The 19,427-nt window shown below is 49.7% G+C and carries 18 protein-coding genes; 15 read left to right on the forward strand and 3 right to left on the reverse strand.

From position 1 onward, the window contains the following. Positions 1-24: 24 nt before the first annotated feature. The gene (locus WFJ73_RS23855; RefSeq protein WP_336775454.1) at positions 25-816 is read right to left on the reverse strand and encodes an SDR family oxidoreductase; all 792 of its coding nucleotides are present in this window, start codon (positions 814-816) and stop codon (positions 25-27) included. Between the two features lie 128 nt (positions 817-944). Here WFJ73_RS23855 and WFJ73_RS23860 point away from each other — a divergent pair, with 128 nt between their 5' ends. The 9 genes from WFJ73_RS23860 (at position 945) to WFJ73_RS23900 (ending at position 9,272) form a co-directional block, all read left to right on the forward strand. Beyond that, entirely contained in the window at positions 945-1,832 is an 888-nt protein-coding gene (locus tag WFJ73_RS23860; protein ID WP_336775455.1) for a LysR family transcriptional regulator, read from the forward strand. 100 nt (positions 1,833-1,932) lie between these two features. Then, positions 1,933-2,220, forward strand: coding sequence for a DUF1330 domain-containing protein (locus WFJ73_RS23865; protein WP_336775456.1), 288 nt, complete (start codon positions 1,933-1,935; stop codon positions 2,218-2,220). 219 nt (positions 2,221-2,439) lie between these two features. Further along, a complete protein-coding gene (locus WFJ73_RS23870) occupies positions 2,440-2,817 on the forward strand; it encodes a BlaI/MecI/CopY family transcriptional regulator (RefSeq protein ID WP_336775457.1) in 378 nt (125 codons plus the stop codon). Between the two features lie 5 nt (positions 2,818-2,822). Then, positions 2,823-4,613 (forward strand): M56 family metallopeptidase, encoded by a 1,791-nt coding sequence (locus tag WFJ73_RS23875; protein ID WP_336775458.1) that lies wholly within the window; start codon positions 2,823-2,825, stop codon positions 4,611-4,613. Positions 4,614-4,720: 107 nt separating this feature from the next. Next, positions 4,721-5,074 (forward strand): CidA/LrgA family protein, encoded by a 354-nt coding sequence (locus WFJ73_RS23880; RefSeq protein ID WP_336775459.1) that lies wholly within the window; start codon positions 4,721-4,723, stop codon positions 5,072-5,074. Then, positions 5,067-5,753, forward strand: a complete 687-nt coding sequence (locus WFJ73_RS23885) for an LrgB family protein (protein ID WP_336775460.1) — start codon at positions 5,067-5,069, stop codon at positions 5,751-5,753. Before WFJ73_RS23880 ends, WFJ73_RS23885 begins: the two co-directional genes overlap by 8 nt. 204 nt (positions 5,754-5,957) lie before the next feature. Continuing rightward, a complete protein-coding gene (locus WFJ73_RS23890) occupies positions 5,958-7,379 on the forward strand; it encodes an ABC transporter substrate-binding protein (RefSeq protein WP_336775461.1) in 1,422 nt (473 codons plus the stop codon). A 60-nt stretch (positions 7,380-7,439) separates the two neighbouring features. Beyond that, complete coding sequence (locus WFJ73_RS23895) at positions 7,440-8,414, forward strand: carbohydrate ABC transporter permease (protein WP_336775462.1); 975 nt, start codon at positions 7,440-7,442, stop codon at positions 8,412-8,414. Positions 8,415-8,417: 3 nt separating this feature from the next. After that, positions 8,418-9,272: a carbohydrate ABC transporter permease gene (locus WFJ73_RS23900; protein WP_015847142.1), complete on the forward strand. Its 855-nt coding sequence runs from the start codon at positions 8,418-8,420 to the stop codon at positions 9,270-9,272. A gap of 537 nt (positions 9,273-9,809) precedes the next feature. On the opposite strand, the gene WFJ73_RS23905 is transcribed toward WFJ73_RS23900, so the two are convergent. Together WFJ73_RS23905 and WFJ73_RS23910 are read right to left on the reverse strand one after the other, a co-directional pair. Next, positions 9,810-11,402: a response regulator gene (locus WFJ73_RS23905; RefSeq protein ID WP_336775463.1), complete on the reverse strand. Its 1,593-nt coding sequence runs from the start codon at positions 11,400-11,402 to the stop codon at positions 9,810-9,812. A 3-nt stretch (positions 11,403-11,405) separates the two neighbouring features. Next, positions 11,406-13,151 (reverse strand): sensor histidine kinase, encoded by a 1,746-nt coding sequence (locus WFJ73_RS23910; protein ID WP_336775464.1) that lies wholly within the window; start codon positions 13,149-13,151, stop codon positions 11,406-11,408. A gap of 293 nt (positions 13,152-13,444) precedes the next feature. On the opposite strand from WFJ73_RS23910, the gene WFJ73_RS23915 reads away from it, so the two are divergent. From WFJ73_RS23915 to WFJ73_RS23940, 6 genes are all read left to right on the forward strand, one after another. Then, on the forward strand, positions 13,445-14,374 hold the full coding sequence (locus tag WFJ73_RS23915) for an ABC transporter permease (RefSeq protein ID WP_336775465.1): 930 nt from the start codon (positions 13,445-13,447) through the stop codon (positions 14,372-14,374). A gap of 104 nt (positions 14,375-14,478) precedes the next feature. Further along, complete coding sequence (locus WFJ73_RS23920) at positions 14,479-15,390, forward strand: carbohydrate ABC transporter permease (protein ID WP_336775466.1); 912 nt, start codon at positions 14,479-14,481, stop codon at positions 15,388-15,390. Positions 15,391-15,438: 48 nt separating this feature from the next. Next, a complete protein-coding gene (locus WFJ73_RS23925; RefSeq protein WP_336775467.1) occupies positions 15,439-17,079 on the forward strand; it encodes an extracellular solute-binding protein in 1,641 nt (546 codons plus the stop codon). 69 nt (positions 17,080-17,148) lie between these two features. Continuing rightward, positions 17,149-17,883, forward strand: coding sequence for a ThuA domain-containing protein (locus tag WFJ73_RS23930; protein ID WP_336775468.1), 735 nt, complete (start codon positions 17,149-17,151; stop codon positions 17,881-17,883). Positions 17,884-17,901: 18 nt separating this feature from the next. Further along, a complete protein-coding gene (locus WFJ73_RS23935) occupies positions 17,902-18,951 on the forward strand; it encodes a Gfo/Idh/MocA family protein (RefSeq protein ID WP_336775469.1) in 1,050 nt (349 codons plus the stop codon). Between the two features lie 141 nt (positions 18,952-19,092). Next, positions 19,093-19,419 (forward strand): hypothetical protein, encoded by a 327-nt coding sequence (locus WFJ73_RS23940; RefSeq protein WP_336775470.1) that lies wholly within the window; start codon positions 19,093-19,095, stop codon positions 19,417-19,419. Positions 19,420-19,427 lie beyond the last annotated feature (8 nt).

Raw genomic sequence — 19,427 nt, forward strand, 5'->3', positions numbered from 1 at the left:
AGAATTAGCCTCCTTGAGGGAAAATTAAACGGTAGGTATCGTTCCGCCATCAATGACATACTCGCTGCCGTGTATGGAGGCTGCGCGGTCCGATGCAAGGAACGCGGCAAGCTCGGCGACCTCTTCAGGCAATCCCGGACGGCCGAACGGAATGCCTCCAAGGGAATCCATCAGCTGATTCAGCGCTGCTTCGCGGCTTCCTGCAGTAATGGCAAGGCGGTCGAGGAGACGGTTGGCCGCTTCGGTTTGAATAAAGCCGGGAGCGATTGCGTTGATACGAATTCCTTTTGGCGCGAATTCGTTGGACAAGCCTTTGCTGTACGTGGCCAAAGCGGCTTTTGCCGCGGCATAGGCCAGAGTGGATTCGTATAGGGGTAGCGTTCTTTGAATAGAGCTGACATGAATGATGACTCCTTTGCCTTGTTCCAGCATGATCGGAAGCAAGCTGCGGTCCAAACGAACAGAACCAAGCAGATTCATGTTTAGTTCCTCAAGCCAATGCTCATCGGTTAAGGCCAACGCTCCGCCTGCGGGTGAGTTGGAGCCGCCAACCGTGTTGATTATGATGTCGATTCCGCCGAGCTTCTCTTTGACGGCATTAACAATAGCTTTGGTTCCCTGGGGCTGTGTTATGTTTGCTTGTAAAAAATGCACGTTTGGAATCTGATAATCAGTTGGCATATTTCTCGCTGTCGTTAGCACCGTTGCGCCAGCGCCTGCCAATCTTTTGACAATCGCAAGCCCCATGCCCTGCGTTCCCCCCGTAACCAAAGCCCGTTTGCCATGAAATTCTTTATCATAAGATGAAAAGTTCATTTTTATATCCTCCTTGTGTTAGGCAAGTTTTCTTCTACGTGCTTTAGTCTACGCTTCATGTTAAAATAAATAAAATTTATATTATTAATTGTTTTGATGAATTAAATTCATGTAGGGGCGAGAACAAGATGGAATTGACCCAATTGGAATACTTTTTAAAGGTCGCGCAGACGGAGCATCTAACCAAAGCTGCCGAATCGTTGGCGATTACCCAGCCTGCTCTAAGTCATTCTATTTTGAAGCTGGAAGCCGAGCTTGGAGTTCCGCTATTCGAACGCAAAGGAAGGAATCTGAGGATCAACCGGTACGGAACTATGTTCTCGATGCATGTGGAGAAGATTCTGCAGGAAGTAGAGCGGGGCAAAAAGGAGATCGAGGAGCACTCCAATCCGGATTCTGGCGTTATTTATCTTGCTTATTTGAACATCTTAGGGGTGGATCTCATTCCGAATCTCATTCGGGACTATCGGAAGCTTAATCCGGCCGTCACCTTCGAATTAACGCAGGGCGACAAGGGAGCTATTCTGAATCAGGTGGAGGAAGGTCGTTCCGACCTCATGATTACGTCCGAAAAACCCGTTAACGATACGTTTGAATGGATACCGATGTTGTCTCTGCCGCTTTATCTCGTAGTCCCTGAGGAGCATCGGCTAGCCCGTCAAGCCTCGGTAAGCTTAGGAGAGATCACGGGAGAGCCCTTTGTAGGGCTTAAGCATAATTGTAATTTGAAAAATTCGCTGCTAGCCCGAGTCCACCATATGAATTTTACTCTTGCGTCCACGTATGATGCGGAGGATTTGCAGACGGTGGCTGGATTTGTAGCAGCAGGGTTAGGCGTCTCGGTATTGCCGCAGACAGCCGGTTTAAACATCGCCGGTCTTTGCTGGCTCCCCATTGATGAGGAAGGCTGGCGCTGGGAAGTAGGCCTTCATCTGAAGAAAGAACGATTTTTGTCTCCCGCAACGGATATGTTCGTACGGTTCATTAAAGAAAGGGCGTTCGGGTCTGGATTTTAAATGAATTTTATTTATGAATACCATGAAAAATACAAATTTTACGATTATACCATGGGGTAGTTATCCTAAATACAAGACAGTGAGGGGAGGGTGCAATAGGATGACGGCTTACGTTGTTTTTATCCGGGAGGAAACGGTTGATCCCGATGAACTAAAGATTTATGCCTCCAAAGCCCCGGCTGGACTTGAGGGACATCCCGTTAAACCGATTGCCATGTATGGTCATTATGAAGTGCTGGAAGGGCCGGATGCGGAAGGAGCTGCTATTCTGGAATTCCCTAGTTTGTATGAAGCTAAGGCATGGTATTACAGTCCGGCTTATCAAGAAGCGTTGCAGCATCGCCTGAAAGGCGGAGTCTACAGAGGAATTATGATAGAGGGGAAGTAAGGTTAGATCGTCGTAGTTAACATAAGATGCCTATCGTTATTTTACGATAGGTATCTTTTTTTGCGTTAGCAATTCGCGGGGCTGAATGTTACTAGCATTGAAGCTTATCGTGAATACTCACTTAGCATGAAGGATTGACAACCATTGATTACAATTGTAATATTGACTACAGTTGTAATGTTGATTACATATGTAGTCGAGAGGTGGAGGCAAGAACCAATGAAAGAGATGTCGCGAATCTCCGATGCGGAGTGGGAAGTCATGAAAGCGTTATGGATGAAATCGCCAATGAGCGCAAGCGAGGTGATCGAGGCTTTAGCAGGCGTTAACGATTGGAGCCCCAAAACCATTAGAACCCTGCTTACCCGGCTGGTTCAAAAAGAAGTCATAACCTTGGATTCAAACAGCAAACCCTATGTCTATTCTCCGCTCGTTACGGAAGAAGAAACAACAAGGGCCGAAACAGAGTCTTTTTTGAAACGGCTGTACGGAAGCGTTGCTTTGAAGCCGATGCTGGTTAACTTTTTAAAACACGAGAAATTGACTAAAGAAGATATTGACGAGCTGAAAAGCATTCTGGACGAAAGAAAGGAATAAGACAGATGACCGTTCGTCTTTCCGACTTTTTTGCCTGGATCCTGTCTGCCTCGCTGATGGCCAGCGTATTGGTCGTTCTTATTTTAGCCGCGAAAGGGTTGCTGAGAGATAAATTAAAGCCTAGATGGGGTTATCTGCTGTGGCTCCTCTTGATTCTGCGGCTCGTGCTGCCGTGGGCGCCCGAAAGCCCGATTAGCATGTACAATATTGTTCATCTATTTGCAGAGAAAAATCACTTTGCAGCCGCGAACGAAACGATAATCACACCTGCAGTGAAGCCGGAAACTGAAGGAGTAAACCCAACGCAATTAACTCAATCGCCTCAGGATACATTAGCAGCTATTCAAAAGGATCCGGCGATTAAAAAATCGGCCACATCGGCTGCGCCTCTGCAAGTCGCCTCAATCGTTTGGCTGGTTGGTGCCGTTGTGTTCCTTGGTATGATGTTCAGGGCCAATCTGCGTTTTGCCAGGAAAATTAAAGGCGAAAAGGCCATTATGGATCCGGGAATCGCTGCTTTATTTGAAAGCTGTAAAGAAGACATGAACCTGCGTCGGAGGATCACGTTAATACGGACGAATCGAGTATCCAGTCCCACCTTATTCGGGTTATTTAAACCAAAGCTGTTGCTGCCAGGCACGGCTCTACAAACGTTAAGCGAGGCGCAGCTGCGGTATGTGTTTTTACATGAGCTGTCGCATGTTCGCCGCAATGATATTGCCTTGAACGGGGTCATGAGCATTTTGCTGGCACTGCATTGGTTTAATCCTTTTGTCTGGTATGCCTATCACAAAATGCGGGTAGACCAGGAATTAGCTTGTGACGCATTGGCTTTAACGAGAGTTAAGCCGGAGGAATCCAAGGAGTACGCCTTAACGATAATAAAATTGTTAGAGCTGTTTACTAAACCCATTCATCTGGCAGGGGCTGCAAGTATTTTGGGAAATAAAAAAGAGCTCAAGAGGAGACTGATTATGATCACCTCACCCGTAAGAAGCTCCTATAAGTGGTCGGTTGGTGGGGTTATCGTGTTCTTATTATTAGGGGGTGCTGCATTAACCAATGCAAGCTCGGAGGAACAGCAAAAGGGAGCAACCACGCAAACAGCTAATGCGGCGATAGAAAACCTGACTACGGTTTGGGCGGATGCGCTAAAGTCGCGGGACGGTAAGCCCCGTTATGACATGATGTCCGCCAAAGCGAAAGAAAAGTTCGTGGAGGAACAGGTCAACAGGAGCGGCGAGGAGTGGAATTATAATATAGGTGTTTCGAGCCCTTGGGTGATCGATTACCGGAGCAAAGTCGACGGGATGAATGCGGTTATTACTTATGTCACGCAAACCAGCGAGCCGGCCTACTATAAGACGGTGGAATCGGTTACGTTCGCCAAGAAGAAGGGTAAGCTTGTTGTGGATGATTATGAGACCCTTCTTGAAGGGGAGTTGATTCCTACTGAGATCAGATTTACACAATCCGAGGTCGAGCGAATGATGAATATAATTATAGCAGTTAACAGAGGGGAGCTGCCTGTATCTGCTTTAAAAGGCGCTAATCCAATTATTAGAAGAGAAGATGGTATAGCGAAATTATCTCCGTCTGTTAGGGAACAGTATAGGAAAGAAATTGGCTACCCACTCATTTCGATAGAAGAGTTCACGAAAATGTCTGACATTGTTACCGAAGTTAATGCCGGAAACTTGCCTCCCGAGGCTCTTGAGGATGCCAAGCTTTTGCTTGAAAGAAGACCAAAGATAATCACACCGGAAACTCGGGCGAAATATTTAGCTTTTAAATAACAGGTTCGACCAAGAGCCCTCCGATTATTATCGGCGGGCTCTTTATCGTTATGCACCTTGCTGGTAAGCTATTAACTAGCACTTATACGAAAAAGGAGAACCAATATATGAGAGGACTTGCCATCTTGCTGTGCTACACCCTTTTGGGCAACGCGTTACACTATCTTCTGTCCGTACCGATTTCGGGGAACGTAATTGGAATGGTATTGCTTGTTATCAGCTTGTTTGCAGGCTGGGTGAAGCTGGCCTGGATTGAAGAGACGGCACAATTTTTTTTGAAGCATATGATGATCTTTTTTGCGCCCGTTATCGTGGGCACGATGATGTTTTTTGGCGTGATCGGAGAAGAGTGGTTAGCCATAGCGGTTGCGTTAGCTGTCAGCACAATTATCGTCATCCTGGTTACAGCCGGCGTTACGGCATGGCAAACCGGGAAAGCCAGGGAACGTACCTATGAATGAAGCCTGGTTTCAACAGCCGTTGTTCGGCATTACGATCACCGTATTATTTTATGTGGGAGCCCAACTTCTTAATAGCCGCTATAAATGGTTAAACCCTTTGTTTGTTACCTCGGGAGGCATTATCCTACTTCTGCTGATTGGCAATATTCCTTATGAGGCTTACCAGGCGGGAGGGGATATCATTACCTTTTTCCTCGGGCCGGCTACGGTTGCTCTAGCGGTTCCCTTTTACAAAAACTTTCAAAAGCTAAGAGATCAGCTTATGCCCATTGTTATAGGCGTCAGCGCCGGATTAATATGCGGACTGCTTGCGGTATGGGGGATCGTTAGTCTTCTCCATGGTTCAAAACAGATTATGCTCACCATGCTGCCCAAATCGGTCACAACGCCTATTGCGATAGAAGTTGCGGATTTGCTAGGCGGAACGCCGGAGCTGGCCGGGGTGTTTGCCGTACTGACTGGCCTTCTTGGAAGCATGATTGGACCTATGATACTCAAAATATTGAGATTCCGCAGCGATCTAGCGATTGGAGCCGCAATGGGGACGGCGGCACACGGCATCGGTACAGCGCGTATTATGCGCGACTCCGAGGTTCAAGGCGGCATCAGCGCTTTTGCCATGGGGCTGTCGAGCATCTTGACGCCGCTGTTTTGCATACCGCTGATTTGGTGGCTGTAAAAAACGAAAAAGGTACCTGTCGTGATTTGGCGATAGGTACCTTTTTCGTTACCGCGTACCTATGACTTTGGGAATAAAAACCAATAAGAGTGGAATTTTTCCCAATAATGGATTCCTTACGCCTGCCATTTATTGGTTCTATAATAATGAATGCGGTTACAAGATAAACGCAAAAAACAAGGATCATTAAAAGGGAGGCAAAGCATGAAACGAATGAAACGCGCTTTAATGGGGATCTCCACACTGCTTGTGATGACAACAGCTCTCGCGGCATGCGGCGGAAACTCAAACTCGAATTCGAATTCGAACGCCAACTCATCATCTAGCCCTAGCCCGACAGCATCTGAGACAGCATCAGCCGAACCAGCAAAAAGTGACGGCAAAAAAGTCACCATTAATCTCTGGAGCTTCACGGATGAGATTCCGAACATGACCAAAAAGTACATCGAAACGCATCCTGACGCAAACGTAGAGTTCAAAACAACGGTAATCGCTACAACCGACGGCGCTTATCAGCCTGCGCTTGACCAGGCTTTGGCCGGCGGCGGCAAAGACGCTCCGGACATTTACGCTGCTGAAGCGGCGTTTGTACTGAAATATACGCAAGGCGACGCATCCACCTATGCCGCAAACTATGCGGACCTGGGGCTGACCGACCAAATGGTTAAAGACGCGGAAATCGCCCAATACTCCGTTGATATCGGCTCGAAAGACGGCCAGTTGAAAGGTCTTGCTTACCAAGCAACCGGCGGCGGCTTTATCTATCGCCGTTCGATTGCCAAGGACGTATTCGGAACGGATGACCCGGCAGCAATCAAGAACGAAGTTGGCCCGGGCTGGGATAAATACTTCGCGGCAGCTGATAAGCTGAAAGCAAAAGGCTACGCGATTGTATCCGGCGACGGCGACATCTGGCATCCAATCGAGAACAGCTCCGACAAAGGCTGGGTTGTGGATGGAAAGCTGCATATTGATCCTAAACGCGAGCAATTCCTTGATTTCTCTAAAAAGCTGACAGACAACGGCTACAGCAACGGAACGCAGGACTGGCAGGAAGCTTGGTACGCGGATATGTCCGGCGCTGGCGCAAAACCGGTATTTGGTTTCTTTGGTCCGGCATGGCTTATTAACTACGTTATGAAAGATCAAGTTAAAGATACGAATGGCGACTGGGCAGTTACCGAACCGCCAACAGGCTTCTTCTGGGGCGGCACATGGCTGCTCGCCAACAAAGACGTAACGAAGGACGACGCGAAGAAGAAAGCGGTAGCGGACTTCATCAATTGGGTTACGCTTGATACTTCCGAAACAGGTCTCCAATACTACTGGGCGAACGGCACGATGAAGGAAGGCGAGCAAGGCACGAAGGACAGCGTAGCTTCCTCCGTCGTGATGTCGAAATCGAACGGCGAAGTAGCATTGCTGGGTGGACAAAACATGTTTGACGCCTTTGTTCCGGCTAACGCAAACGCAACAGGCAAAAACCTGACGCAATACGACGAATCGATCAACCTGATCTGGCGCGACCAAGTCCGTGCTTACGCTTCCGGCAGCAAGAGCCGCGAAGCTGCACTGAAAGACTTCAAACAAACGGTTAAAGACCAGCTTGGTCTCGAAAGCGAATAATAGGCGCCAAGGGGCGGGAGCATGATCCCGCCCCTTTATATCAATTGATGGGGTGAGAGCATGCGCCGCAAGGGAGTCAATTACTCGAAATACGGCTATATTTTCAGTATTCCTTTTATACTAGCGTTCCTTATTTTTTCTTTGTATCCTACGTTGTACACGGCTTTTATCGGCTTCACGGATATGAAAGGGGTTATTCCGAAGCAGGTTCATATTCTGGATAATCCGTTTGGGAATTTTAAAGACCTGATTCTCAACAACGTTTCGTTCAAACAGTCTCTTGTGAATACCTTTGTCCTCTGGATTGCAAACTTCATTCCGCAGATCGGTCTAGCGCTCTTGCTTACGGCCTGGTTCACCAACAGACGCCTTAATATTAAAGGGCAAGGCGCATTTAAGGTTCTGCTCTACATGCCGAATATTATCACGGCGAGTACAATCGCTGTGCTTTTCAGCACCTTGTTCGCTTATCCGATGGGTCCTGTCAACAGCTTATTCCATGCACTGGGGTGGAGCGACGCACCGATTCAGTTCCTGCAGGATAAGAACACGGCAAGGGGCATTGTTTCGTTCATCCAGTTCTGGATGTGGTACGGAAATACGATGATTATTCTGATCGCAGGCGTAATGGGGATTAACCCAGCACTCTTTGAGGCGGCGGCCATTGACGGAGCAACGGGTACTCAAACCTTTTTCCGCGTGACTCTGCCAAGTCTTCGAACCATCCTGCTGTACTCGCTTGTTACCTCCATGATCGGGGGACTGCAGATGTTTGATATTCCGCAGCTGTTCATCACTCCTGCGGGCGGTCCGGACAACGCGACCTTAACGACATCGGTATTTATCTACGGGCAAGCGTTCAAGGGAGCCTATATGTATAACAAAGCTGCAGCGGCAAGCATGATTATGTTCCTCATAGCGGCCGTATTGTCCGCGCTCCTGTTCTATTTGATGCGCGACCGCGGCGAGGCGAAGCTTAGAAAGCAGCTAAAGCTGCAAGAGAAAGCTGCAAAAGCAGCGGCAAAGGGGCTGTGAGGGATGGCGAAAATAGAAAGAACAGCAACGGTCTCCCGGGGCATAAATAAGACAATTATCTATATTGTCTGTATCGGCCTTGCGCTGCTTAGCATCCTTCCATTCTGGGTGATGTTCGTGAATGCAACGCGTTCTACGGCGGAGATTCAAAGCGGCCTGTCACTAATTCCATCCACGCATCTCAAGACCAACTGGGACGTGCTGACCAGCAAAAGCTTCGATCCGTTAAAAGGGTTCCTGAACTCGTTCATTATTTCGGCTACATCAACCGTCTGCGCCGTATATTTCTCGTCCTTGACGGCCTACGGGCTTGTTGTGTACAACTGGAAATGGCGTCAAACGTTCTTCACGTTTATCCTATGCGTGATGATGATTCCGGCGCAGGCAAGCGCGATTGGCTTCTATCAATTTATGTACCAGCTGCACTGGACGAACAGCTTCCTGCCGCTGATTCTGCCTGCGATCGCAGCGCCGGCCATTGTGTTCTTCATGCGCCAATACCTGCTGGCAACCTTGTCGCTCGAGATTGTTGAAGCATCGCGTATTGACGGCTCCGGCGAGTTTGCAACCTTCAACAAGATCATCATTCCGATTATGATGCCGGCGGTTGCGACGCAAGCGATCTTCGCTTTTGTGGCAAGCTGGAACAACCTATTTATGCCACTCATCCTGCTCACGGACAAATCAAAGTATACGCTGCCAGTCATGGTCAGCCTGCTCCGGGGCGATATCTACAAGACGGAGTTTGGCTCGATCTACATGGGGCTGGCATTAACGGCCCTGCCGCTATTCGTCATTTACTTCCTGCTATCCCGGTATATTATCGCGGGCGTAGCGCTTGGCGGAGTTAAGGAATAATATTGTTGCTTGGTTGAAAGAGGCTGCCACATTTGGCAGCCTCTTTGTTGTTTTAACGATATGCCGCACACTAGCCCTGCATTAGACCGGAACTTAAGGTCCCTAAGGGCCCTTAACGATGCAAAATTGTCGTCGCACGAGATGCTTAAGGTCCATTAGGGACCTTAAGCGAGCGGGAAGGTGCTCCAAATGAGCAAAAAAGGCGGGTTATCCGGAACTTAAGGTCCCTAAGGGCCCCTAACGATGCAAAATAGCCGTCGCACGAGATGCTTAAGGTCCTTTAGGGACTTTAAGCGAGCAGGAAGGTGCTCCAAATGAGCAATAAAGGCGGGTTATCCGGAACTTAAGGTTCCTAAAGGCCCTTAACCATGTAAAATAGCCGTCGTATGAGATGCTTAAGGTCCTTTAGGGACCTTAAGCGAGCGGAAGGTGCTCCAAATGAGTAAAAACAGCCTCGCTGGTGTCGCGCATTGTTAAGCAGAACATGCCGCAGCAGCGCTGACGCCTGTGGTGGCGGTAAATATCGGCCACCACCTCCTAGCAATCCTGCTTATATTCATTAGGCGTAACGCCGGCCTCTTGCTTAAACACCTTCGCGAAGTACGAATAGTTGGCATAGCCGACCTTCTTCGCCACGGCGAAGACCGACAGATTGGTTGTGCGAAGCAGTTGCTTGGCCGCTTCCATTCGGGCGCTGATTACATACGTACCCAGGGAAACGCCGGTCTCCTTCTTGAACAGTCTGGCCAGATAATCGGGATGGAGGTAGACGATTTCCGCCAGGCTGATGCGGGTCAGATCCTCCCCGTAATGGGCATGGATATACTGCTTGATTTCCTCGGCAACGGATTTAGGCTGCTCGGCGAAATCGCGGTATTCCATGGCCGTGTGGACCAGATAATTCAAGTAAGCTTCCAAGTCCTCGATGGAATGGAGGGAGTGGGCGAGCAGCCGTTCATTCGTTTTGCCCGTGTATAATTGATGCGCCTGAATACCCTTCGACTTCAGAAACGCATATACAAGCTGCATCATATCCAGCCGGAACAGGCTAAGGACGGATGTGGAAAAATGATCCCGATGCACCGACTCGTTTAAATACCGGGTTGTCTCCTTTAGGAATTCCTCCGGCAAATTCCGCTCCAGCAGCTCTTCCAGCTTAGTTAGATCCGGTGGCTGATAAGCTTCGTCGGCTTGCCGAAGACCATGCTCCACGAAAAAAATATGATTGCGCCGCTTGGCGATATCCTGATTCCGCTCCAGCAGCTGGCGGATGACCGGGCTAATGCCCTCAAGCCGACCGGACATGGCGACGATGCAGCAGGCATCGCATTTAAGCGAGCGGTTCGCCTGCTGGATAAACGCGGCGCAAAGCCCATCAAGCGTCTGGGCATCGGGGGCTTCCTTCCATTTGAGCACGGCAATCCAGTTATGCGCGCTGTACTCCAGAACCGTCTCGACCGTAAATTGCGGATGCTGGAATAGCTCGTATAGGACGTTAAGCAACGCGAAGTCGAACAGATTTTTTTCCTCAACGCCCATGCTGCCGTCATAGGGAAAGAGATTAAGCAGTACGGGTTGAATGAGATCATTGCGGTCGTAAGAGAGATGCTGCTCCTCAACGGCAACCAAGATATCCGCAGCCTTAAGCGCGCAGGATACGCTGCCGCTGATCAGCCTGCGCCAGAAGTGCTCCAGCATCTTCGCTTGATTGCGCTGCCAGTAATAGCCCTCCTGAATGGCTTTTTCCTGCTGCTGCTGTTCCGTCGCCCGCTCAACGGCCTTCCGGATAATAAGCATCAGCTTATCGAATTGGATCGGCTTCAGGAAATATTCGAAGCTGCGCAGCTCAATTGCTTTTTGCGCGTAATTGAAGTCCGCGTAGTTGGTCAAGAAAATAGCCTGCACGTTGTAGTTCTCCTCGCGAATCCACGCCAAGAGCTCCAGGCCGCTTCCCTGCGGCATTTCGATATCCGATATAAGAATTTGAACCTTGTGCTTCATCAGAATATCCCGCGCTTGGGCGACATTATGAGCCGTATAGATGCCCTCGATGCCAAGCGAAGCCCAGTCGATCTTCTTCTCCAGCGCGGTTACGACAAAGTAATCGTCATCAACTAGCAATACATTCATGAGCTACACTCCCGTCTCATTCGAATTGGCCGGAAGCTCCGGTAGATAGAGGGTTACCGAGGCGCCGCCGTCAAGCGGATTTCCGAAGCGGATCTGCGCAAGCTCTCCATACAGGTATTTCAATCGCTGAACGGTATTCATAATGCCGATTTGCGTGCCAAGCGTCTGATCAAGCGGCTCTCCTTGCTGGAGCTTTACCAAGACCTCCGGCGGAAAACCGGGCCCCGTATCCGTAATTTGGATAACGGTCATCCTTTGCTCCTCCATCATTTGCTTCTCAACGGTCAGCGTAATAAGCACCTCATGATCCCGCGACACCGCGTATTTGATCGCATTTTCAATAAAAGTCTGCAGCACGAGAGGAGGGATCGGGACATCCCGCGTCGACTCCTCTTGCTCAATCCGGTACAGGAACGAGCTTCGGTAGCGGTTCCTCTGAATTTCGAGATAAACCCGGACATGCTCGATTTCGTCCTCCAGGCGGACAAAGTCCTGGCCGTTCTGGAAAATATACCGGAAATACACGGAGGTGGATAAAGCCATCTGCTGGATTTCTTCGGTCATATCCATCTGTGCCATGCTGTGAATCGTCGTAAGGCAGTTCAGGAAAAAATGCGGCTTGATCTGCAGCTTCATATAATCCAGCTGAATACGCTGCTTCTCCAGCTCGCGTTCGTAAATATCGATCTTGTAGGTTTTAATCTGGTTAACGAGCTGGGCAAATTGTTTATTGGCTTTCTCCAGTTCCACAATCTTGCTGCCCGTACTGTCGAGCGGCTCCCCATCCTCCGCCCAGAAGGCAAGGTTGTAGGAGAAGCTTTTGATCGGCTGCAGCACCTTGTTCTTGAAGTACAGCATAATGAAGCTCAGGCTGCAGGCGACAATAACGGCGAGCAGCATAATCAGCAGCTGAACGATCATGATTTTCTCAAACGCGCCGAATTGAATGACCAGCTTCACGAAGAAGGATGCGTTATCGAACTCGCCGTTAACCGTCGTTCGCGTCTGAAGAGTGTTCATGATGGAGGAGCTTTTCTGCTCCTTTTCGATGTTCAGCAGCTTGCCTTTATTCGAGATGGGGCTTGTTACAAGACTGCCGTCTTCGGCACGCAGGGAGGCGTATCCATTCTCGCCCAGATTAATCTGGCGGAGCGGGCGGATTAGGTCATCCGCGGCAACTAAGCAGATCATATAGCTGTCATGGTAAGGCACGATATTAACGATATAAAATTTCCCGGCAAGCTGAATGGTCGACCATCGGGAATAGAACTTTTCATAGATAACTTTGTCTTTGATGAAGACATTGATCTGCTGCTGCAATTGCTGATATTCCTTGTAGGTCACCCTCATAGGCGCAATGTTGAGCATCACGTTCTTCTTCTTGAAGAAGATAAAGAAGTTGTAGCTCTTGTCATAGCTGGTCTGAAGCTCGACGAATCGCTTGTACAACGCGTCGTTGGCCTTGATGAATTCCGTTTCGTTCGTGTCGTGGGTATCCATCATTTTGACGTTCTCGTCGTTGGCCAGAGTCCAGCCCATGAAATGATTAATGTAGGAAAAGTCGCTGTTAATCCGGTTGATGTACAGATAAGCGGTATCCCTCAAATCCCTTGCGGACTGCTGCTTAACGATCGTGATCGACGCAAAGCTGATGATAAAATCCAGAATCAGCGCGGTAAACGAAATGACGAGAATGATTTTGACGTAATGCTGAATCGGATACAGCTTGTTCTCCGACGGTTTGGCCATTTGCCCGCAACTCCCCGCTATCAACCTCTATTAAAGCAAAATCACGTGTCAGATAATTATAGCCTTGGTCTTCGAAATTGCAACCGGTTGCAACCCCTTGAAAGAGCGAATGTCCGAATAGTGACAGCAAAAAGTCTGGATTGTAGGTCTGCCCAAGCGGCGAGCCTCCGTTAAGGCTGCAATCCGGTTTTCCAGCATTCGAATGTCCGGAATTTGCATCCATGAAGTCCAAATCCCGTTATCGCGAGCACGTATACTGAAGTCAATCACACAGCAAAGGGAGGTACACATTCTTGATAAACAGTTCATCGAGCGGTAATCTGCATCGTTACGTAACGAGAATCAGCAGAAACTGGGGTTTATACCTGCTCTTGCTGCCGGCTGTCGTGCTGCTGCTCTGTTTTACTTATAAGCCGATGTACGGGGTCATTATCGCCTTTAAAGATTTCAAACCGGCGCTTGGCATTATGGACAGTCCCTGGGTAGGGTTCAAATATTTCGAGAAGTTTTTTCATTCCTACCAATTCACGGTCACCATTAAGAATACGGTATTCATCAGCTTGTACAGCTTTGTCACCTTTCCGCTTCCGATTGCATTCGCCATTCTCGTGAATCAGCTGCGGCAGAACCGGTTCAAACGGGTATTCCAGACGATTACGTACATGCCGCATTTTATTTCGACTATCGTAATCGTGGGTCTCATGATGATCCTGCTGTCTCCGGGGAACGGACTGATCGGCAACATCTACCGGCTATTCGGCGCCGAAGCGCCCAACCTGATGGGTTCGGCCAGCATGTTTAGCAGCCTGTATGTATGGTCGGACGTCTGGCAGCATACGGGATGGGACAGCATTATTTATCTCGCAGCCTTATCCTCCGTAAGTCCAAGCCTATACGAAGCGGCAACCGTGGACGGAGCCAGCCGATGGCAGAAAATCCGCTACATCGACATTCCGATGCTTATCCCAACGGCGGTAACCTTATTGATCCTGCGAATTGGCGGACTGCTTGGCGTTGGCTTCGAGAAGGCCTATCTGCTGCAAAACAACCTGAATATAGGCGGCAGCGAAGTGATCTCGACTTACGTGTACAAAATCGGGCTGCTCAGCTCTCAATACAGCTTCTCGGCGGCTATCAATCTATTTAATACCCTTATTAATTTCACGCTGTTAATTCTGGTCAACTGGATATCGAAAAAATACTCCGAGAACAGTCTCTGGTAAGCGGATGCTTACGAAGTATGAATTGCTCGCAATTCATTTTAGTCAATGCTTACGAAGTATGAATGGCTTCGCCATTCATTTTAGAAAGGGGGAGCTGAACAGCTATGGAGGCTGCCACGAATTTAGCCATGCAACCGAAAAAATCGGGCAACAGCGATAAGCTGCTGGAGATCCTGCTCTATATTTGGGCCGCGATTGTCCTTATCATTGTGTTATATCCGCTTTACTTTATTATCATCGCTTCCTTCAGCGATCCTTCGGCTGTGGGGAACGGAAAGGTATGGTTATTTCCGAAAGGGTTTACAGTCGATGGTTATAAGGAATTACTGAATCATTCGAATATATGGATCGGCTACCGGAACACGATCGTGTACACGGTTGTGGGTACCTTGATCGGCCTTATCGTCAACGTGTCGGCGGGTTATGCCCTGTCGAGAAAGGATCTGGTCGGACGCAAATTTTTGTCCCTCTTCTTTATTTTCACCATGTTCTTTAACGGGGGACTAGTGCCTACGTTTCTGACGATCCGGGATTTTCATCTGTACGACACGTTTCTGGTCATGGTGCTGCCGTTCTCGGTTGCCGTCTTTGATATTATCGTAGCGCGTACGTTCTTCCGGACGGGCATTCCGACGGAGTTATGGGAAGCCGCGCAAATCGACGGCTGCGGAAACCTGCGTTTTTACGCTCAGATGGTGCTGCCGCTCTCGAAACCGATTATTGCCGTATTGGCTTTATGGTTTGCCGTTGGTCAGTGGAATTCGTATTTTAACGCGCTAATCTATCTGCAGGATAAGAATCTATACCCGCTGCAGCTGATCTTAAGAGATATTCTGGTCACCAATCAGATGCAGACCGCGCTTGGCACGGGGGAAGCGGCCCAAATCGCGCTGCGCCTTGCCAATCTGCTGCGATATTCCGTCATTATCGTCGCTACGGTTCCGATCATGTGCATCTACCCGTTTGTGCAAAAGCATTTCAACAAGGGGGTGATGATCGGCGCCGTGAAGGAGTAAGCAAGCTGTGAGGAAATTGCCATTATCCTTTTAGAGGGGGATTTATACATGACAACCGTTTCAAAGAGAAATACGAGAAAAATGCTGTCCGGCCTCGCTTTGATTTCCGTATTGGGCACCACGGTGCTTGCGGGCTGCAGCAGCGATAAGGATACCAATAATGCCGCTGCTTCCAATAACGGGGGTAACGGCAAAGCAGGCAGCAACTTCCATGCGGAAGGCCTTCCGATTGTAGATAAGCCGGTAACGCTGGACGTTCTTACGATCCGTTGGGGCAACATGGGAGATACGTTCACGAAGAACACCTGGCTTCAGGAGCTGGAGAAAAATTCGAATGTCAAAATCAACTGGCAGGTCATTTCCTCAAGCGATTGGGATGCCCAGAAATCGGTTATGCTGGCAAGCGGAAAAATGCCGGATGTTATCATCGGCGACCTGGCGTTTGGGGATTCCGATATCGTGAATAACCTGAGCATTTTCCGTCCGCTTGACGACTACATCGACAAATATATGCCGAATTTGAAAGCGGCCATGGCCGAAATGCCGGAGCTGAAGAAGCTGAGCACGTTCCCGGACGGCAAAATCTACTCGCTGCCCGCAAGGCTGCCGTCGCGGCCGTATTCTTCCGTGCAGCCGGTTATCAACAAAGAGTGGCTGGACAAATTGGGATTGAAGGCGCCTGATACGCTTGATGAACTATATACGGTGCTGAAGGCGTTTAAGGAAAAGGATCCAAACGGCAACGGCAAGGCTGACGAGATTCCGTACAGCGATCAAAAGGATCTGGACATGAACCTGTTCGCGCCGTTCGGCATTACGGATATCCGCGGCAACCATATGGTGTTGAAGGACGGCAAGCCGGAATATTTCCCGACATCGGAAGCCTATAAGGCGGCTATTACTTGGGCGAATAAATTGTATTCCGAAGGCTTGATCGATAAAGAAACGTTCACGCAGGACGATACGATGCTGACGGCCAAGCGGCAAAATCCGGACGCCGCGCTTGTTGGATTCTCGTACCAATGGACGCCGGACGCGGTATTCGGTCAATGGAGCAAGCAGTATGAGACCATCGCGCCGATTACAGGGCCGGACGGCAAGAAATATCAGATTGGCGATCCGAACGGGTTAAGCATCCGTCGTAACGAGGTGCTCATTACAACCTCGAACGAGCATCCGGAGGTTGCCGCGCGTTGGGCTGATCAATTCTATACCGGAGAAGCAAGCATCCAGAACTTCTGGGGAGCGATCGGCACCTCCATTGAGAAAAACGCCGACGGTACCTATACGCTGATGGATCCGCCGGACGGTACAAGCGCGGACGCTTGGTATTGGGACAGCTCCTTGCGCGATTTTGGACCGAAATACGTCAGCCCCGAATTCGAGAAGAACATCAAGCTTGATCCAACAAGCGGTGACGGTCTGAAGCTTGAGCTCGACAGCTTGGGCAAGGAATATGTCACGCAGCCGTTCCCGGACGTGATGTACACCGAGGAAGAATACGCTGAGCTGCCAACGCTTATTACGGATATCGAGAGCTACATCAAGAGCACCCGCGCCAAATGGGTGACCAAAGGCGGCATCGACCAGGAGTGGGATGCGTACGTCAAGAAGCTGAACGATATGGGCCTGGAGAAGCTGATCAAGATTTACAATGACGCTTATGACCGTTACATGAACATCAAATAAGATTTTGCTGCTGCCCTGCGTACGGACTGCAGGGCAGCTTTTTTTAGATCATGCTGGGAGGAACAAGAGATGACTGACAAACTGCGAGTAACCGTATGGAACGAGAACCGCCATGAACGGACGAACCCCAAGGCGAAGGAGATTTATCCGGATGGCATCCATCAGGCTATCGCGCGCTTTTTGACCGAAGCGGGGATGGAAGCGGGAACGGCGACTTTGGACGAACCGGAGCATGGACTTACCGATGAAGTGCTTGCTGATACCGATGTATTAATCTGGTGGGGCCATCTCGCGCATGACGAAGTGCAGGACGAGATCGTCGGCAAGGTGTATCAACGCGTACTGGACGGCATGGGGCTTATCGTTCTTCACTCCGGCCATTATTCTAAAATTTTCAAGGCTCTGATGGGTACAAGCTGCAGTCTGAAATGGCGCGAAGCCGACGAGAAGGAGCGTCTCTGGGTGGTAGCGCCGGGACATCCGATCGCCGAAGGAATCGGGGAATATATCGAGCTGCCGGAAGAGGAAATGTACGGCGAGCATTTCGATATCCCGGCACCGGATGAGCTTATCTTCGCAAGCTGGTTCGAGGGCGGCGAAATCTTCCGCAGCGGCTGCGCTTATACGCGCGGCAGCGGCAAGGTGTTTTATTTTAGACCCGGTCACGAAACGTATCCGACTTACCATAACCCGGCGATTCAGCGCGTCATCGTTAATGCGGTTAAATGGGCGCAGCCGGTTCGACGGGAGCTGCCTATACGCGGCAACGTGCAGCCGCTTGAGCCGATTGGCGTGAAGGCATAAGGAGTAGGGGGAATCACGATGAAGAAGTATCGAATCGGATTAATTGGTCTTGGCGGCATGTCGCATTCGCATATCCGTTGGATGGCCGAGGAAGGCCGCTTTGCTATTATTGCGGTGAGCGATGTGAATGAAGCAGCGTTAACGGAGAAAGGCGATTTGCTGGGGATATCGCCCGACAAACGATACGGGGATTTCGTGCAGCTCATTAACGACCCGGATGTGGATGCGGTCGTATCGGTGACGCCAAATAACGTTCATGCGGATATCGTTCGCGCCTGCCTTCAGGCCGGAAAACCTTACCTCGCGGAGAAGCCGTTCACCCGCGTATTCGAGGAGGCAGCGAGGCTGCTCGAGTTATACGAGCAACAGCCGGTTAACGGCATGGTTGGATACAGCTATCGTTATACGCCCGCATTCCGTTATGCGCGGGAGCTTGTGCGGGAAGGGAAGCTGGGCAAGGTACGGAGCTTTGCGATCCAATACCTGCAGGACTGGGGAGCGGTTCCGAACCAGACGCCGTATATTTGGCGCTTTAACAAGGACATTACCGGCACGGGAACGCTTGGCGATCTAGGCTCGCATATGATCGATATGGCTCGTTTTCTCTTTGGGGAATTCAAGGAGCTGTCCGCGCAGATGCGTACGCTGGTTCCGGAGCGTCCGGATCCGGCTACCGGCCAGATGGTGAAGATCGAAGTCGACGACTTCGTAAGCTTCCAGGCCCGAATGTCCGGCGATGAGGTCGGCATCTTCCAGTCGTCGCGGAATGCGATCGGGTCGGGCAACCAGCATGAAGTATCGATCTACGGCGATGGCGGTACGCTGCACGCGTCGACGCTGAACCCGGATCAGATTGTCTGGATTCGCGAGGAAGCGCCGGGTCAGCTGGCGAGATCGGTTATTAACGTGCCGGAGAGATGCCGGGTAACCCAATACGGCGACTTCCTGTCGCTGTTGGATGGTACGGCATCGGAGAGTCTCCCGGGCTTTATGGACGGCTACCGCAACCAGGAGATTATCGATGCGGTCATTCGCGCGAGCGAAGAGAAGCGTACGATTGTGATTTGAGTTATTGGGGATAAAGGTATCTGCGTTCATTGGACGCAGGTACCTTTTTTATTTTTGACAGCAGATTTGATTTCTGTTGTATGGTATTATTTGGATGAAAGTATAATGATTGTTTTTAGAGAGGATTGTGCCCATTAAGCTATGAAAATACGGAAAATAGTTGTTCCTGCCGTTATTCTGCTTCTGCTTGCAGCCTCGTTCTATTTTCTAAATACTAGAGTCTGGGTGGATAAATACGAAATTAGAGGCGACGCCATCGTATTTGAAGATAATCGTTATGTCTATGAAGGATCAAGCTCCGATCATCTTGGAAAAACAATCGGTATAGCATACAACGAGGGAGAGAAAAGAGGAATCACCGATTACATTTGGCCCGAATGGGTGTATGCATACAAAGGCGATAAAACTCATAAGCGCATTTTCGTAAGAGGGTTAATGGATATAGGGGGGACCTATATTAGGCAGTAACAGACCTG

The organism is Paenibacillus sp. MMO-58, assembly GCF_037146255.1.
Classification (GTDB): domain Bacteria; phylum Bacillota; class Bacilli; order Paenibacillales; family Paenibacillaceae; genus Pristimantibacillus.

What these genes read in the sequence shown, in the direction of transcription:
- WFJ73_RS23935 (WP_336775469.1), top strand. Translation starts at nt 17,902, where the DNA reads ATGAAGAAGTATCGAATCGGATTAATTGGTCTTGGCGGCATGTCGCAT.
- WFJ73_RS23870 (WP_336775457.1), top strand. Translation starts at nt 2,440, where the DNA reads ATGAAAGAGATGTCGCGAATCTCCGATGCGGAGTGGGAAGTCATGAAA.
- WFJ73_RS23875 (WP_336775458.1), top strand. Translation starts at nt 2,823, where the DNA reads ATGACCGTTCGTCTTTCCGACTTTTTTGCCTGGATCCTGTCTGCCTCG.
- WFJ73_RS23885 (WP_336775460.1), top strand. Translation starts at nt 5,067, where the DNA reads ATGAATGAAGCCTGGTTTCAACAGCCGTTGTTCGGCATTACGATCACC.
- WFJ73_RS23880 (WP_336775459.1), top strand. Translation starts at nt 4,721, where the DNA reads ATGAGAGGACTTGCCATCTTGCTGTGCTACACCCTTTTGGGCAACGCG.
- WFJ73_RS23890 (WP_336775461.1), top strand. Translation starts at nt 5,958, where the DNA reads ATGAAACGAATGAAACGCGCTTTAATGGGGATCTCCACACTGCTTGTG.
- WFJ73_RS23905 (WP_336775463.1), bottom strand. Translation starts at nt 11,402, where the DNA reads ATGAATGTATTGCTAGTTGATGACGATTACTTTGTCGTAACCGCGCTG.
- WFJ73_RS23895 (WP_336775462.1), top strand. Translation starts at nt 7,440, where the DNA reads ATGCGCCGCAAGGGAGTCAATTACTCGAAATACGGCTATATTTTCAGT.
- WFJ73_RS23900 (WP_015847142.1), top strand. Translation starts at nt 8,418, where the DNA reads ATGGCGAAAATAGAAAGAACAGCAACGGTCTCCCGGGGCATAAATAAG.
- WFJ73_RS23930 (WP_336775468.1), top strand. Translation starts at nt 17,149, where the DNA reads ATGACTGACAAACTGCGAGTAACCGTATGGAACGAGAACCGCCATGAA.
- WFJ73_RS23940 (WP_336775470.1), top strand. Translation starts at nt 19,093, where the DNA reads ATGAAAATACGGAAAATAGTTGTTCCTGCCGTTATTCTGCTTCTGCTT.
- WFJ73_RS23855 (WP_336775454.1), bottom strand. Translation starts at nt 816, where the DNA reads ATGAACTTTTCATCTTATGATAAAGAATTTCATGGCAAACGGGCTTTG.
- WFJ73_RS23910 (WP_336775464.1), bottom strand. Translation starts at nt 13,151, where the DNA reads ATGGCCAAACCGTCGGAGAACAAGCTGTATCCGATTCAGCATTACGTC.
- WFJ73_RS23860 (WP_336775455.1), top strand. Translation starts at nt 945, where the DNA reads ATGGAATTGACCCAATTGGAATACTTTTTAAAGGTCGCGCAGACGGAG.
- WFJ73_RS23920 (WP_336775466.1), top strand. Translation starts at nt 14,479, where the DNA reads ATGGAGGCTGCCACGAATTTAGCCATGCAACCGAAAAAATCGGGCAAC.
- WFJ73_RS23925 (WP_336775467.1), top strand. Translation starts at nt 15,439, where the DNA reads ATGACAACCGTTTCAAAGAGAAATACGAGAAAAATGCTGTCCGGCCTC.
- WFJ73_RS23865 (WP_336775456.1), top strand. Translation starts at nt 1,933, where the DNA reads ATGACGGCTTACGTTGTTTTTATCCGGGAGGAAACGGTTGATCCCGAT.